This window comes from Pseudomonas sp. TH07 (assembly GCF_016651285.1).
Lineage (GTDB): Bacteria > Pseudomonadota > Gammaproteobacteria > Pseudomonadales > Pseudomonadaceae > Aquipseudomonas.
In genome coordinates, this window is record NZ_JAEKED010000001.1 from 6502266 (window position 1) to 6515288 (window position 13023).

General features: G+C 65.2%; 15 protein-coding genes. 12 read left to right on the plus strand and 3 right to left on the minus strand.

From position 1 onward, the window contains the following. Window positions 1–84: 84 nt before the first annotated feature. From JFU57_RS29730 to JFU57_RS29745, 4 genes are read left to right on the plus strand one after another with little or no spacing between them, the layout of a single operon-like run. Entirely contained in the window at window positions 85–234 is a 150-nt protein-coding gene (locus tag JFU57_RS29730) for a hypothetical protein (protein ID WP_201131730.1), read from the plus strand. A gap of 39 nt (window positions 235–273) precedes the next feature. Further along, complete coding sequence (locus tag JFU57_RS29735; protein ID WP_201131731.1) at window positions 274–1854, plus strand: hypothetical protein; 1581 nt, start codon at window positions 274–276, stop codon at window positions 1852–1854. Between the two features lie 35 nt (window positions 1855–1889). Further along, complete coding sequence (locus JFU57_RS29740) at window positions 1890–2042, plus strand: hypothetical protein (RefSeq protein WP_178102997.1); 153 nt, start codon at window positions 1890–1892, stop codon at window positions 2040–2042. A 58-nt stretch (window positions 2043–2100) separates the two neighbouring features. Further along, window positions 2101–3042 carry a class I SAM-dependent methyltransferase gene (locus JFU57_RS29745; protein ID WP_201131732.1) on the plus strand — a complete coding sequence of 314 codons (942 nt, stop codon included), beginning with the start codon at window positions 2101–2103 and terminating at the stop codon, window positions 3040–3042. 12 nt (window positions 3043–3054) lie between these two features. On the opposite strand, the gene JFU57_RS29750 is transcribed toward JFU57_RS29745, so the two are convergent. From JFU57_RS29750 to JFU57_RS29760, 3 genes are all read right to left on the minus strand, one after another. Continuing rightward, on the minus strand, window positions 3055–3675 hold the full coding sequence (locus JFU57_RS29750; protein WP_201131733.1) for a cell wall hydrolase: 621 nt from the start codon (window positions 3673–3675) through the stop codon (window positions 3055–3057). Window positions 3676–3867: 192 nt separating this feature from the next. Next, complete coding sequence (locus JFU57_RS29755) at window positions 3868–4719, minus strand: CAP domain-containing protein (RefSeq protein ID WP_078473343.1); 852 nt, start codon at window positions 4717–4719, stop codon at window positions 3868–3870. A gap of 91 nt (window positions 4720–4810) precedes the next feature. Next, window positions 4811–5422: an NAD(P)H-dependent oxidoreductase gene (locus JFU57_RS29760; protein ID WP_201131734.1), complete on the minus strand. Its 612-nt coding sequence runs from the start codon at window positions 5420–5422 to the stop codon at window positions 4811–4813. 115 nt (window positions 5423–5537) lie between these two features. Here JFU57_RS29760 and JFU57_RS29765 point away from each other — a divergent pair, with 115 nt between their 5' ends. The 8 genes from JFU57_RS29765 (at window position 5538) to JFU57_RS29800 (ending at window position 13022) form a co-directional block, all read left to right on the plus strand. Next, window positions 5538–6167 (plus strand): TetR/AcrR family transcriptional regulator, encoded by a 630-nt coding sequence (locus JFU57_RS29765; protein ID WP_078473345.1) that lies wholly within the window; start codon window positions 5538–5540, stop codon window positions 6165–6167. Between the two features lie 32 nt (window positions 6168–6199). Beyond that, complete coding sequence (locus tag JFU57_RS29770; RefSeq protein WP_201131735.1) at window positions 6200–6982, plus strand: ATP-grasp domain-containing protein; 783 nt, start codon at window positions 6200–6202, stop codon at window positions 6980–6982. Window positions 6983–7117: 135 nt separating this feature from the next. Continuing rightward, on the plus strand, window positions 7118–7789 hold the full coding sequence (locus JFU57_RS29775) for a GntR family transcriptional regulator (RefSeq protein WP_043228938.1): 672 nt from the start codon (window positions 7118–7120) through the stop codon (window positions 7787–7789). Between the two features lie 591 nt (window positions 7790–8380). Beyond that, window positions 8381–9199, plus strand: a complete 819-nt coding sequence (locus tag JFU57_RS29780; protein WP_078473348.1) for an ABC transporter substrate-binding protein — start codon at window positions 8381–8383, stop codon at window positions 9197–9199. Window positions 9200–9209: 10 nt separating this feature from the next. Further along, entirely contained in the window at window positions 9210–10988 is a 1779-nt protein-coding gene (gene lhpI, locus JFU57_RS29785) for a cis-3-hydroxy-L-proline dehydratase (RefSeq protein ID WP_201131736.1), read from the plus strand. Continuing rightward, entirely contained in the window at window positions 10981–11646 is a 666-nt protein-coding gene (locus JFU57_RS29790) for an amino acid ABC transporter permease (RefSeq protein ID WP_020296187.1), read from the plus strand. The genes lhpI and JFU57_RS29790 overlap by 8 nt, the downstream gene beginning before the upstream one ends. A gap of 10 nt (window positions 11647–11656) precedes the next feature. After that, a complete protein-coding gene (locus tag JFU57_RS29795; protein WP_020296188.1) occupies window positions 11657–12307 on the plus strand; it encodes an amino acid ABC transporter permease in 651 nt (216 codons plus the stop codon). After that, window positions 12300–13022: an amino acid ABC transporter ATP-binding protein gene (locus JFU57_RS29800; protein WP_078473350.1), complete on the plus strand. Its 723-nt coding sequence runs from the start codon at window positions 12300–12302 to the stop codon at window positions 13020–13022. The genes JFU57_RS29795 and JFU57_RS29800 overlap by 8 nt, the downstream gene beginning before the upstream one ends. The last annotated feature ends 1 nt before the right edge of the window (window position 13023 follow it).

The following is a 13023-nucleotide window of genomic DNA, read 5'->3' on the forward strand; positions in this document are numbered from 1 at the left end:
AAAAAACCGTCGCCAATTTGCGTGCAGACCGCCTCCCTCCTGCAGGACTAGACTTTTCTCACACCCCACCCCGAGGAAGTCAGCATGTCCAAACCCACTCCGGCGAAAACCCACCAGCAGCACAATGACCGCGCCAATACCCTGAACCCCAATCGTGGGACTTCCGGCAGCAACCCGGAAAACGCCAAGGCCCACGGCAATCGCGGCAAGCAACTGAACCCCAACCAGGCCTGACGCGAACTGCGTATCAGCCTCCCACGACAAGGGACTGTCATGACCACGACTATCCGTTTTGCCGCACAAGGTGAACTGATCAGCCTGATGTTTGCCGCCTTCGGCATCCTGCCCCGCAAAGCTGCGGCAAACAGAAAGGACCTGGGTGATTCCTGGAAAAAGGCCGTGCAAAAACAGCTGCAACGCTTGAATCGGGAAGAAGGCGCATTGACCTCGAACCTGGCCAGCGCCATCGACCTGTTCAGCCGCGAGCTGTACACCTACCTGCCCACCGATACCCGGGTGGTGGGCTGTACTGGCGAAGTCTTGAGCGACTTGTATGAGACCTACAACGAGCTGATCAAAAACGAGGGCACCTTTCTCGATCAGGCCCAGACCCTGCGCTACTTCATCACGGTCGAGGCGATTCCGGCCCTGGCCTTGTCCCTGACCAAGCACGGCATGACGTACCGCCTCGGTGACCTGAAGCTGTGCACCCCGGATGACGAGTGGTGGTATTTGCCGTCATGGAATGCCGAGGGCCAGATTTGCCTGCCCCTGGAAAAGGTCATGCGCTGGGCCTATCGCCTGTGTCGGCTGTCCCAGACGCGCTTTCATAACCCGCCCCAGTTGCAGGAGGATGAGGAGGAGAAGGACAACGCCGAGCGGCGCCTGAAAAGCGCCGTTCGCTGGGTACGGGGCGAGAACGTGCCGTCGCTGCCGGAGCTGCACAAGAACTTCAACGACTCATTCAACGAACTGGCACGCCACGGCCACGTCATCAGCCCGGCGGTACAACGCAGCATCCTCACGGCCCTGGTCTTCGCCCGTAGCAGCAGCTTCTTGACCAAGGCCCTGGTCGAGCAGTACGGCACGGAGTATGTGCAGCAGAGCTGTCATCAATACCAGTGCCACGTCACGCGGCTGGCCGAAGACCTCCAGGGTTTCAAGGCCCAGGCGAACGCCATGCTGGAGCAGGCGCCGGCGCCTTATGACCGGCGCCGGTTATGGGACAACGCCTGCGTCAACTATTGGCACGACGCCTACCAGAAGCTCAAGGGTGCCCAGCACGCCATCGGCCAGCGCCAGGAACAAGGCGGCCACGGTGCGCTGGCCGATGTCGAGTTGCAGGCCCTGGCCCGGGATTACGGAAAATTCAACGTCGGCATGGTCCTCGATCGCCTCGAACACCTGCGGCACTACTCGGCACCGGAACACTTCGCGCACATGCTGCATGCGGGGTTTGACCTCAAGCGCGCGCCGGACACCCGCTGGGCCGACATCGATGCCTACGCCAGCGAACTGCAGCGCCACGGCCTGAGCCGGCACCTGTGCTGGATGGAGCCCTGGCTGCGGGCCGCCTACCACTACCGGCGAGAGGACTACGCCGCCGCCCTGGGCTATTACCAGACAGCGTTCGACCTGGCCAAGTACCGCGCCGGCAAAAACCAGTACCCGCTGGTCAATCAATACATCGAGGTCGCGGCCAAACAGGACGCCGCCGTCAAGTTCAGGCGGGGCATCGAATGGGCCCAGTACCTGGGGCTCCAGGTCAGATGGCTGCGGGACGATGAACCGACCCCCGAAAAGCTGGAGTTCGTGCGCTACATGCACAAGATCGCCCGCTACGCCCAGCTGTAACCCATCCGCTGCATCGACCAAACCGGAGTTTGCCCATGGCTTATTACCTCTACCAATGCGCCCAGTGCTACACCACCCTGTATGGCGACGCCCTGCCCGCCGGCGCGGCCTATACCTCCATCGTCAACGGCGAGCTGTGCTCCAGTTGCCAGGCACAGCAGGATCAGGATGAATATGACGACGACTAAGGTCCGAGCGGCATTTGTGTTTAAAATGCCGCCCCCTGCCCTTTGCCGACCCCACCCGATGACCCCAGACGCCCTCGCTACCCTGCACGCCCATCTGCTCGACGCCCTGGCCACCCCGCCGACCGAGACCCGCCGCCTGTTCCATGGCCGCGGGCGCTGCTGGCCGGGGCTGGAGCAGGTGACGGTGGACTGGATGCAAGGGCTGGTGCTGGTGTCGCTGTTCAAGGAGCCCGAGCCTGGGCAACTGGACACGCTGATTCAGTTGCTGCTGGGTATCAGCACCTCGCCGACGTGGCAGGCCTCGGGCGCCAGCCATTTGCTGCTGCAACATCGCTACCTGCCGGACAGCAGCGCGCAATGGCTGCTGGGCGAGGCGCTGGATGAGATGACACTGGAAGAAGAAGGCCTGCGCTATCGGGTGGACCTGGGGCGCAAGCAGAACAACGGGTTGTTCCTGGACATGCGCTACGGGCGCAACTGGGTCCGGGAAAACACCCAGGGCAAGCGCGTGCTCAACCTGTTCGCCTACACCTGCGGTTTCTCCGTGGCCGCCATCAAGGGCGGTGCCAGCCACGTGGTCAACCTCGACATGTCGCGCCCGGCCCTGAGCCGTGGCCGCGACAACCATCGGCTCAATGGCCACGACCTGAGCCGGGTGAGCTTTCTGGGGCATGACTTGTTCAAGTCCTGGGCCAAGGTCAAGAACGGCGGGCCCTATGACCTGGTGATCATCGACCCGCCGTCGTTTCAAAAAGGCAGCTTTCTGTTGAGCAAGGATTACCCACGGGTGCTGCGACGGCTGCCAGAGCTGCTGACAAGCCAGGGCACCCTGCTCGCGTGCATGAACGACCCGGCCTTTGGCCCCGATTTCTTGATCGACGGCGTGACCCGCGAGGCGCCGGGCCTGCATTTTCAACGGCGCCTGGACAACCCGCCAGAGTTCCCGGATATCGAGGCCGAAGCCGGCCTCAAGGCGCTGCTCTTTACCCTCGGGGATTAAACCCGACCGGCTTCAGCGGGCATCGCCGTCACGGGGTTTGTAGAAGCTGAATTTGCCGATCTTGGCCGTCTTCACGTATTCCCTGGCCCAGGCCGGCGAAGCGCTGCTGTCATGGAAATACATGGCGCCGTGGGTGTGATCCGGCAGTTGCTGGTTCAGGGCCTTGCGCGCGATTTCCTTGGCGACGGCGTACGGCGCGTCCTCTTCGACCTGGTCCGAACGCCCGTCGCACCACCAGGAAAACTGGCAGGCGTGCTGCTCCGAACCCTGCTTGACCACCTCGCACACGGTGTCCGGAAAACCCTTGTGCCCCAGGCGATTGACCACCACATTGGCCACCGCTTCCATGTCGTCCGAGGTGCCGCCCTTGGCTTCCCAATAGATGCTGCGAGCGAGGCAGGTCAGGGCGTCGTCCAGCGGCGCCGCACCGGCCGGGTCCACCGCCTGGGCCTCACTCTGACTGATGGCCTCGACCTTGGCCGGTGGCGGTTCGCTGCCCTTGGCGGCGGCTTTCTGTTCCAGGACTTCGGCTTTGTCGACCGCGACCTGGGCGGCGGGTGCCTGATCGGCGGCAAAGACCTGGCTCGCGCAAAGCGTGAGGGCCAGGCAGGTGGCGACTAATAAGGGCTGCATGATCGAACCTTCCGGCTGCTATACAAGGGCCGCCGGGGCGGCGCAGTCTGCAGGCTGGTGGCCGTGGGTGGGCGGGCAATCGCCCGGTGCTCGACCGGGCTCATAGAATCGACACTGGCGGCGCACGATCATTCCACCCTGCCCGAAAAAACCTTGGCCATCCGGTGCCGCAAACGCCCGGGAGCCGGGGGCTCAGGGCGCGCCGAACAGCGCGGTCCAGTAGATCCCCGCGTCGCTTTTCGGGTCCACGGCGTAGGCCGCGCCCAATTCGCGAAAGGCCGGGTTCATCAAGTTGGCGCAGTGCCCGGGGCTGGTCAGCCAGCCGTCGAGCACCTTGCGCGCCGAATCCTGGCCGGCGGCGATATTCTCGCCGATCTGCCCGCCGGCATACCCCGCCAGCTCGGCCCGATCCCCCGGGGTGCGGCCGTCGCGGTCCTTATGATCAAAAAAGTTCTGGTTGGCCATGGCCCGGCTATGACCTTCGGCAGCAGCCCCCAGTTGCGCGTTCCAGGCCAGCGGCGCGCTGGCGGCAAAGGCCTGGGCCCCGCATTGGCGAGGCTGGGCGCGGGCCGCGTTGAGCAACTGCAACAGCTGTTGCCCTTCTGCCTGCCAGTCTCCGAGGCGCGCCGCCAGCAATGGCCGGGCAAGGACGATGCGCCATTCACGGCCTTCGCGGCTGACGCCGATGTCGACAAACTGCGGGTCGAGCACCACCTGGCAGAAGCTTTCCTGCACCGCCTGCATCGCCGCGGCGGCATCCCGTGGCCCGGACAAGCTGATGGCCTGCACATTGACCATGGGGTACGCGGCCCGGGTCAGGGCCTGCTGCAAGTCACCGACACTGCCGGCGGACAGCACCAGGCGCGGGTCGCTGGTCAGCGGCGGCAGCTCGTGGGACACCTGGCCGGCGCAGCGCTGGAGCTGGCCGCGGTAGCTGTTGATCGACTGCACCAACTGCGCCTCGTCGGCGGCCATGGCCGGGGCGGCCAGCAACAGGCCGATGGACACCAGGGCCAGGCGCCCGAGGGATGAGATGACGTGCATGAAAACCTCCGTGGGCTGAGTGCGCCCATGATGCGCGATCTCCCCCCGGGCGGTGCAAGGGCTTTTCAGCCCATGGCGCCAGCGCGCGGGGTCAGTGCGCGTGGGCGGCGGACGCTGGCACCTGGACGAACAGCTCCAGCCCCAGGTGGCGGGCAAGATCCAGGTGCGGGCGGGGGTCGCGGCTTTCGGAGTCGAGCAGCAAGTGCGAGCTGGCGACGCGGGCGCCGCAGTAATCAAAGATGCCGTGGTCGATCTGGGTCTGCATCGCCTTGGCATAACCATGGCGCTCGAAGGTGCCGGCGTCGGCGCCGCCCAGGGCCAGCAGGTGCACGTTCAGGTGGCGCAGCTTTTTCAGCAGCTTGGCCTCGGGGCTGTAATCAAAGGCCCAGCCGTTGGCGAACACACGGTCGATCCAGCCCTTGAGCAGCCCCGGCATCGACCACCAGTACACCGGGTAGACCAGCACCAGGGCGTCGGCGCCGTCGATTCGGGCCTGCTCGGCGGCAACATCGGCCGGCGGCGCGACCTGCTGGCGGTGCACCGCGTGGTCACCGAGGTTGAACCTGGGGTCGAAACCCTGGGCCGACAGGTCGGCGATTTCCCAGGTATGTCCGGCTTCGGCCAGACCGGCGGCAACCTGCGCCGCCAGGCTGTGGGTCAGGGACAGCGGGTCGTGATGGGCGACAACGATCAGGGCATGCATGGTTCAGGCTCCACAGAGGTTGAAAGGCAGATTGAGGGCACGGGGTCGGCCCTATACACTGCGCAAGCTACGATTAGTAAGTTAATCACCATAAGTTACTTTTGGTATATAAGACATGTCAAGCGACCTCAACCCGCCACCGTCCGAAACCGCCCCGCCTCGTCGCCGCCTGACGCGGGAAGATCGCCTGCGCCAGCTGCTCGACGTCGCCTGGCAACTGGTCCGCGAGGAAGGCACCGAGGCCCTGACCCTGGGCCGGCTGGCCGAGCAGGCCGGGGTGACCAAGCCGGTGGTGTATGACCACTTCAGCACCCGGCCGGGGCTGTTGGCGGCGCTGTACCAGGACTTCGATCAACGCCAGACCGCCGTGATGGACGCCGCCCTGGAGCGCAGCGAAGCCACCCTCGACAGCCGCGCCCGGGTGATCGCCGCGTCCTATGTGGCCTGTGTGTCGCTGCAGGGGCGGGAGATCCCCGGGGTGATCGCGGCCCTGGCCAGTTCGCCGGAGCTGGAGCAGATCAAGGGTGAATACGAGGCGATCTTCATCGAAAAATGCCGCCGCGCCCTGGCTCCGTTCGCCGCTGGCAACGGTATCGGCGACGCCCCGCTGCGGGCCATGCTCGGCGCCGCCGAGGCCCTGTCCCACGCGGCCGCGAACGGTGAGATCAGTGCCCTGCAAGCCGAAGACGAATTGTTTGAAATCATCCGCGCCCTGGTCCAGCGAAGCGCCGCTGGCAGCCAGTGACCCGCGCCCTTTTTCCAGCGGCGGAGCACGCCATGCATTTACTGTATCCAAGCGACCCGTTTGATCCGAAGCAGGTCGACGAGACCTATCAGGACGAATATGCCGCCGCCCGGGCCCTGGGCCTGGAGGCTTCGCTGTTCTGTTTCGAAGACTTCGAGGCCGGCCGGCTCAAGGCACACCCGGCCATTCCCGAGGGCAGCACGGTGCTGTATCGCGGCTGGATGCTGACTCCGCCGGTGTACATCAGCCTGGTCGAAGCCCTGCGCGTCCTGGGTGCCACGGCGTTGACCGATCCCGCTCAATACCGGCGTTGTCACCACCTGCCGGAGTGGTACCCGTTGCTGACCGAGCACACCAGCGAGACCCGGGTGCTGCCCGCCGACGCCGACTTCACCCAGGCCCTGCATGGGCTGGACTGGCCGGGGTATTTCATCAAGGACTATGTGAAATCCCTCAACACCGCTGGCGGGTCACTGGTGGCGAACGTGGCGCAGATCGCCCCACTGGTGGACCAGATGCGCCAGTACCGCGGGCAGATAGAAGGCGGCGTGTGCGTCAGAAAGCGCGAGGATTACCTTGAGCACACCGAGCGGCGCTACTTTGTCGCCAGGGGCCGGGCCTACGGCGCCGATGGCGAGGTGCCGGCGCTGGTGCAACGTTGCGCGCGGTTGATCGACAGCCCCTTTTTTTCGGTGGATGTGGTGCAGCGCGCTGACGGTGTGCTGCGCCTCGTCGAGTTGGGCGATGGCCAGGTGTCGGATCGCAAGGAATGGACCACCGAGGGTTTTGCCCAGGTGCTCAAGACGCTCGGCTGAGGCTCGGGTCAGCGACGCCAAGGGGTAGGACCAGACCGAAACCGACCTGGTCGCTACCGTTGGCGACCCGTGCGAACAACGCCTGGAGCAAATTCGTATACCATATCCCCCATCTCCTTTCGAACGACCGCCATTGTGAACCTACCTCGACTCAACGCCCCGGACCTGGGCAACACGCCCTCCACCTCAGAGATCATCACCCGGCATCTGCGCGACGCCATCGTCGCCGGGCATTTCGACGAGGACGAGCCGATTCGCCAGGACGATATCGCCCGTCAGTTCAACGTCAGCAAGATCCCGGTGCGCGAGGCCCTCAAGCGCCTGGAGGCCGAGGGCCTGGTGATGTTCCAGCGCAACCGCGGGGCCATGGTCACGCGGATCTCGGAAGCGGAACTGGCGCAGATGTTCGAGGTGCGCATGCTGCTTGAAGACAAGGCACTGCGCTTGGCGATCCCCAACATGACCGAAGAGACCTTCGCCCGGGCCGAGCGGATCTGCCAGGAGTTCATCGGCGAAAACGACGTCGGGCGCTGGGCCGAACTCAACTGGGAGCTGCACGCCTGCCTGTATGAACCGGCGCAACGGCCGTTTCTGGTGAGCCTGATCCGCTCGGTCAACGACAAGCTGGAACGCTACCTGCGCATGCAGATGAGCCTCTCGGCCGGCAAGGACCGCGCCGACCACGAACACCGGGAAATCCTCCAGGCCTGCCGCGACGGCAACGTCGAACAGGCCGTGGCCCTGCTGGACGAACACATCGCCGGCGTCTGCAAGACCCTGTTCGAACACCTGCCTTGTGCGCATTGACGGCCAGCCGTTGCGGCACTGCCTAAAGACCTGAGATCCACGGCGCCCATGCCGGCCTCGCGCGCTCGGCAGCGGCTACAGCCCGATGTCCCTGACACCCTGTAACCGCTGCCGCCAGGCGGCGCTGGCCCGCGACACCGCCGCATAAATCCCCTGACACTCTGCGGCGTCCACCCCGACCAGCGCCGCCTCGCGGGCTCGGCAGCGACTCCAGCTCGATGCCCCCCGCATCCCCCTGACACCCTGTAGCCGCTGCCGCCAGGCTGCACTCGCCCGCAATACCACCGCATAAATCCCCTGACACTCCACGGCGCCCAAGCCGGCCTCGCGCGCTCGGCAGCAGCTACGGGCGGTGTTCCTTTAATGGGCGTCGCGGGGAGTGGTTGCTCCCTTATGTAACACCACGGCTGCACCGACTTTAGACCGGTGGCGCCACTGAGGCGGGTCTGGCGGGGTGCAACGGCTCTCCGGCAAGGATCGGTGAATTAATTCCAGGTAACGGGGAAAAACAGGCACGCCCATTGCTAATAAAATATCGTATACGAAATTCACAATACGATTGCCCCCCACCTTTGCGCTAACGAGGCACCTATGAAAAACCCCGCTTTTGCCGTAGCCCTCACCGCCGTTCTCAGCAGTTCCTTTATCGCCACCGCCCAGGCCGACAAGCTCGATGACATCATCGGCTCCGGCAAGCTGCGCTGCGCGGTGACCCTGGACTTCCCGCCCATGGGTTTTCGCGATGAAAGCAACAAGCCCGCCGGCTTTGACGTCGATTACTGCAATGACCTGGCAAAAGTCCTCGGGGTGGATGCCGAGGTGGTGGAAACACCCTTCCCCGACCGGATCCCGGCCCTGGTCTCGGGCCGCGCCGATGTGATTGTCGCCTCGACCTCCGACACCCTGGAGCGCGCCAAGACCGTCGGCCTGACCGTGCCCTACTTCGCCTTCCAGATGGTGGTGCTGACCCGGGACAACACCGGTATCAACAGCTTCGACGACATCAAGGGCAAGGCCCTGGGCAACACCAGCGGCACCTATGAAGCCATCGCCCTGGAGAAAGACGTCAAGCAATGGGGCAGCGGCAGTTTCCGCGCCTATCAGTCGCAGAACGACACCATCCTCGCCGTCGCCCAAGGCCATATCGACGCCACCGTGGTCACCAACACCGTGGCCGCCGCCACCCTCAAATCCGGCAAGTACAAGAACCTGAAAATCGCCGGTAACGCACCCTATGTGGTGGATTACGTGTCCCTGGGTGCCAAGCGCAACGAGTACGGGCTGATCAACTACCTCAACCTGTTCGTCAACCAGCAGGTGCGCACCGGACGCTACAAGGAGCTGTTCGTGAAATGGGTCGGCAGCGAGATCCCGCCCACCGACCTGACCGTGCCAAAGGTCTACTACTAAGGTGACCGGCATGCCCAGCACGCCCACTGCCCTGAGCGGTCGCAGTCTGGTAGCGGGGGCCGCCCAAGGCCCCCTGCTGTTCGCCGAAGTCGGGCTGAGCTTCTGGGGCGGGGTCGACCCGGTCAGCGGCGAAGTCATCGACCGGCATCACCCCTTGAGCGGCGAGTGCCTGGCCGGCCGGGTGCTGGCCATCCCCAGCGGCCGCGGCTCGTGCACCGGCAGCAGCGTGCTGATGGAGCTGATCAGCAATGGCCATGCACCGGCCGCCCTGGTGCTGGCCGAGGCCGATGAGATCCTGACCCTGGGCGTGCTGGTGGCACAGACCATTTTCCAGCGTTCCCTGCCGGTGCTGTGCATCGGCCGGGAGGCCTTCGCCACCTTGCGCGGCAGCGCGTTCGCCCGGGTTGAAGGCGATGCGCTGAGCCTGTTCGCGCAAGCACCGCCGGCCCTGGCCCCGTACCGCGACAGCCCGCAACCCGACACCCGGCCAACCTCGATCACACTCACCGCCCATGACCAGGCGCTGCTCGCCGGCACCCACGGCAAGGCCGCCCAGGTGGCGATGCAGATCGTGCTGCGCATGGCCGAGCTGCAAGGCGCGCGCAGCCTGGTGGATGTGACCCAGGCCCATATCGACGGTTGCATCTATACCGGGCCGGCCAGCCTGCGGTTCGCCGAACAACTGGTGCAATGGGGCGCCCAGGTGCGAGTCCCGACCACCCTCAATTCGATTTCCGTGGACCAGCGCCGCTGGCGCGAACTGGGCATCGACGCCGCCCTCGGCGAACCCGCCAGTGCCCTGGGCGATGCCTATATGGCCATGGGCGCGCAACTGAGTTTCACCTGCGCGCCCTACCTGCTGGACAGCGCCCCCAAGGCCGGCGAACAGATTGTCTGGGCCGAATCCAACGCCGTGGTGTACGCCAACAGCGTGCTCGGCGCACGCACCCTGAAATACCCGGATTACCTGGACATCTGCATTGCCCTCAGCGGCCGCGCGCCCCTGGTCGGCTGCCACCTGGACGCTCAGCGCAAGGCCCGCCTGCAGATCGAGCTGCCGCCATTGGCCGCCCTCGACGACGCCTTCTACCCGCTGCTGGGTTACCACATCGGCAACCTGGCCGGCAGCCGCATCCCCCTGGTGCTGGGGCTGGAACGGGCGCAGCCCAGTCTCGACGACCTCAAGGCTTTCGGCGCCGCCTTTGCCACCACGTCGGCGGCGCCACTGTTCCATATCGCCGGGGTCACCCCCGAGGCGCTGGACCCGGCCCAGGTGCTGGAACCGGGCGTGGCACTGCCGGTGGAGCGCATCCAGCTCGCCGACCTGCGCGCCAGTTGGGCCGAGCTCAACAGCGCCAGGAATCCCCAGGTGGACGTGGTGTCCCTGGGCAACCCGCACTTTTCCGCCAGCGAGTTCGCCACCCTGGCCCGGCTGTGCCAGGGCCGGCATAAACACCCCGGGGTGGTGCTGGCGATCACCTGCGGCCGGGCTGTGCTGGAACAGGCCCGCGCCGCCGGGGACATCGCAGCGCTGGAGGCATTTGGCGCGACCCTGATCACCGACACCTGCTGGTGCATGCTTGGCGAACCGGTGATCCCGCCCGGCGCCCGCATTCTGATGACCAACTCCGGCAAATACGCCCACTACGCCCCCGGGCTGGTAGGCCGCCCGGTGCATTTCGCGAGCCTGGCCGACTGTGTCGACAGCGCCTGCACCGGTAACGCCAGCGGCCGCCTGCCGGCCTGGCTCGAACCCGTCGCCCCCCTGGAGAGCCCCGCGCATGTTTGACTACACCTTCCAATGGCGCTCGGCGCTACGGGCCCTGCCCGACATGCTGGCCGGTGCCCTGGTGACCTTCGAGACCGCCGCGCTGTCGATGATCTTCGGCGTGCTGATCGCCCTGGCCCTGACGGTGATGCGTGAAGCCCGGCAGCCGGTGCTGCGCGGCATCGGCAACGCCTGGGTGTCGATCGCCCGCAACACGCCGTCGCTGTTCCAGATCTACATCCTGTATTTCGGCCTCGGCTCCCTCGGGCTGCACGTCAGTTCCTGGTTCGCCCTGCTGGCCGGGATCACGTTCAACAATGCCGGCTACCTGGCCGAGAACTTTCGCGGCGGGCTCAAGGCCGTGCCCACGACCCAGGTCCGCGCGGCACGCTCCCTGGGCATGAGCGCGTTCCAGACCTACCGCATGATCATCGTCCCGCAGTTGCTGAGGGTGGTGTTCTACCCCCTGACCAACCAGATGGTGTGGGCGGTACTGATGACCTCGCTGGGGGTGATCGTCGGGCTCAACAACGACCTCACCGGCGTGACCCAGGACTACAACGTCAAGACGTTCCGCACCTTCGAGTACTTCGCCATCGCGGCGGTGCTCTATTACCTGATTTCCAAGCTGATCGTCGCGGTAGCCCGGCTGTTGGCCTGGCGCCTGTTCCGTTACTGAGGGCGCATCCATGTTTTCCACCAGTCTTACCAGCAACGATGTGCTGTTCCTGCTCAGCGGGGCCTGGGTCACGGTGCAACTGACCTTCTGGGCCATCATCCTCGGCTCGGTCGCCGGGCTGTTTTTCGGTTTGCTACGGGCCCTGCTGCCGCGCGCCAGCCTGCCCCTGGCCTGGGTCCTGGACGTGTTTCGCAGCGTGCCGCTGTTGATCCAGTTCGTCCTGTTCAACTCGTTCAAAAGCATTGTCGGCCTCAACATCAGCGCCTTCAGCGTCGGCTGCATCGTGCTCGGGATCTACGCCGCCGCGTACTTCACCGAGATCGTGCGCAGCGGCGTGCTCGCGGTGCCGTTGACGGTGCGCCGCGCCAGTCGCTCCCTGGGCCTGAGTTACTTGCAGGACCTGCGCTGGATCGTGTTGCCGATGGCCTCGCGCGTGGCCTTCCCCGGCTGGCTGAACCTGGTCCTGAGCGTGATGAAAGACACCGCGCTGGTGATGTGGATCGGCATCGTCGAGCTGCTGCGCGCCTCGCAAACCATCGTCACCCGCATTCAGGAACCGCTGCTGGTGCTGTGCATCGCGGGCCTTATCTACTACGTCATGAGCCTGGTGGTCGCTCGCCTGGGCGCTCGTCTGGAAAGAAGGTGGCAAGAAAATGATTGAGATCGACAACGTATACAAATCCTTCGGCGACCTCGAAGTGGTCAAGGGCGTGAGCCTGACCGTGCAAAAAGGCGAAGTGGTGTCGATCATCGGTGGCTCCGGCTCCGGCAAGTCGACCCTGTTGATGTGCATCAACGGCCTGGAGCCGATCCAGAAAGGCAGCATCCGCGTCGACGGGGTCGAGGTGCATAACCGCGCCACCGACCTCAATCGCCTGCGTCAGCGCATCGGCATCGTGTTCCAGCAATGGAACGCCTTCCCCCACCTGACGGTGCTGGAGAACGTCATGCTCGCCCCGCGCAAGGTGCTCGGCAAAAGCCGTCAGGAAGCCGAGGCGCTGGCGGTCCAGCAACTGACCCATGTCGGCCTGGGAGACAAGCTCAAGACCTTCCCCGGCAAGCTGTCCGGCGGCCAGCAGCAACGCATGGCGATCGCCCGGGCCCTGGCCATGTCGCCGGACTACATGCTGTTCGACGAAGCCACCTCGGCCCTCGACCCGCAACTGGTGGGCGAGGTGCTGGACACCATGCGCATGCTCGCCGAAGACGGCATGACCATGGTCCTGGTGACCCACGAAATCCGCTTCGCCCGCGATGTGTCCGACCGCGTGGCGTTCTTCCGCAATGGCCTGGTGCATGAAATCGGTTCCCCCGACCAGGTCATCGGCAACCCCCAGCAGCCGGAAACGGCGGCCTTCCTCAAATCGGTCAAGTAGG

Bases quoted from the DNA above. Each gene is read 5' to 3' on its own strand.
- JFU57_RS29730 (WP_201131730.1), top strand. From the start codon at position 85: ATGTCCAAACCCACTCCGGCGAAAACCCACCAGCAGCACAATGACCGC.
- JFU57_RS29735 (WP_201131731.1), top strand. From the start codon at position 274: ATGACCACGACTATCCGTTTTGCCGCACAAGGTGAACTGATCAGCCTG.
- JFU57_RS29740 (WP_178102997.1), top strand. From the start codon at position 1,890: ATGGCTTATTACCTCTACCAATGCGCCCAGTGCTACACCACCCTGTAT.
- JFU57_RS29745 (WP_201131732.1), top strand. From the start codon at position 2,101: ATGACCCCAGACGCCCTCGCTACCCTGCACGCCCATCTGCTCGACGCC.
- JFU57_RS29750 (WP_201131733.1), bottom strand. From the start codon at position 3,675: ATGCAGCCCTTATTAGTCGCCACCTGCCTGGCCCTCACGCTTTGCGCG.
- JFU57_RS29755 (WP_078473343.1), bottom strand. From the start codon at position 4,719: ATGCACGTCATCTCATCCCTCGGGCGCCTGGCCCTGGTGTCCATCGGC.
- JFU57_RS29760 (WP_201131734.1), bottom strand. From the start codon at position 5,422: ATGCATGCCCTGATCGTTGTCGCCCATCACGACCCGCTGTCCCTGACC.
- JFU57_RS29765 (WP_078473345.1), top strand. From the start codon at position 5,538: ATGTCAAGCGACCTCAACCCGCCACCGTCCGAAACCGCCCCGCCTCGT.
- JFU57_RS29770 (WP_201131735.1), top strand. From the start codon at position 6,200: ATGCATTTACTGTATCCAAGCGACCCGTTTGATCCGAAGCAGGTCGAC.
- JFU57_RS29780 (WP_078473348.1), top strand. From the start codon at position 8,381: ATGAAAAACCCCGCTTTTGCCGTAGCCCTCACCGCCGTTCTCAGCAGT.
- lhpI (WP_201131736.1), top strand. From the start codon at position 9,210: ATGCCCAGCACGCCCACTGCCCTGAGCGGTCGCAGTCTGGTAGCGGGG.
- JFU57_RS29790 (WP_020296187.1), top strand. From the start codon at position 10,981: ATGTTTGACTACACCTTCCAATGGCGCTCGGCGCTACGGGCCCTGCCC.
- JFU57_RS29795 (WP_020296188.1), top strand. From the start codon at position 11,657: ATGTTTTCCACCAGTCTTACCAGCAACGATGTGCTGTTCCTGCTCAGC.
- JFU57_RS29800 (WP_078473350.1), top strand. From the start codon at position 12,300: ATGATTGAGATCGACAACGTATACAAATCCTTCGGCGACCTCGAAGTG.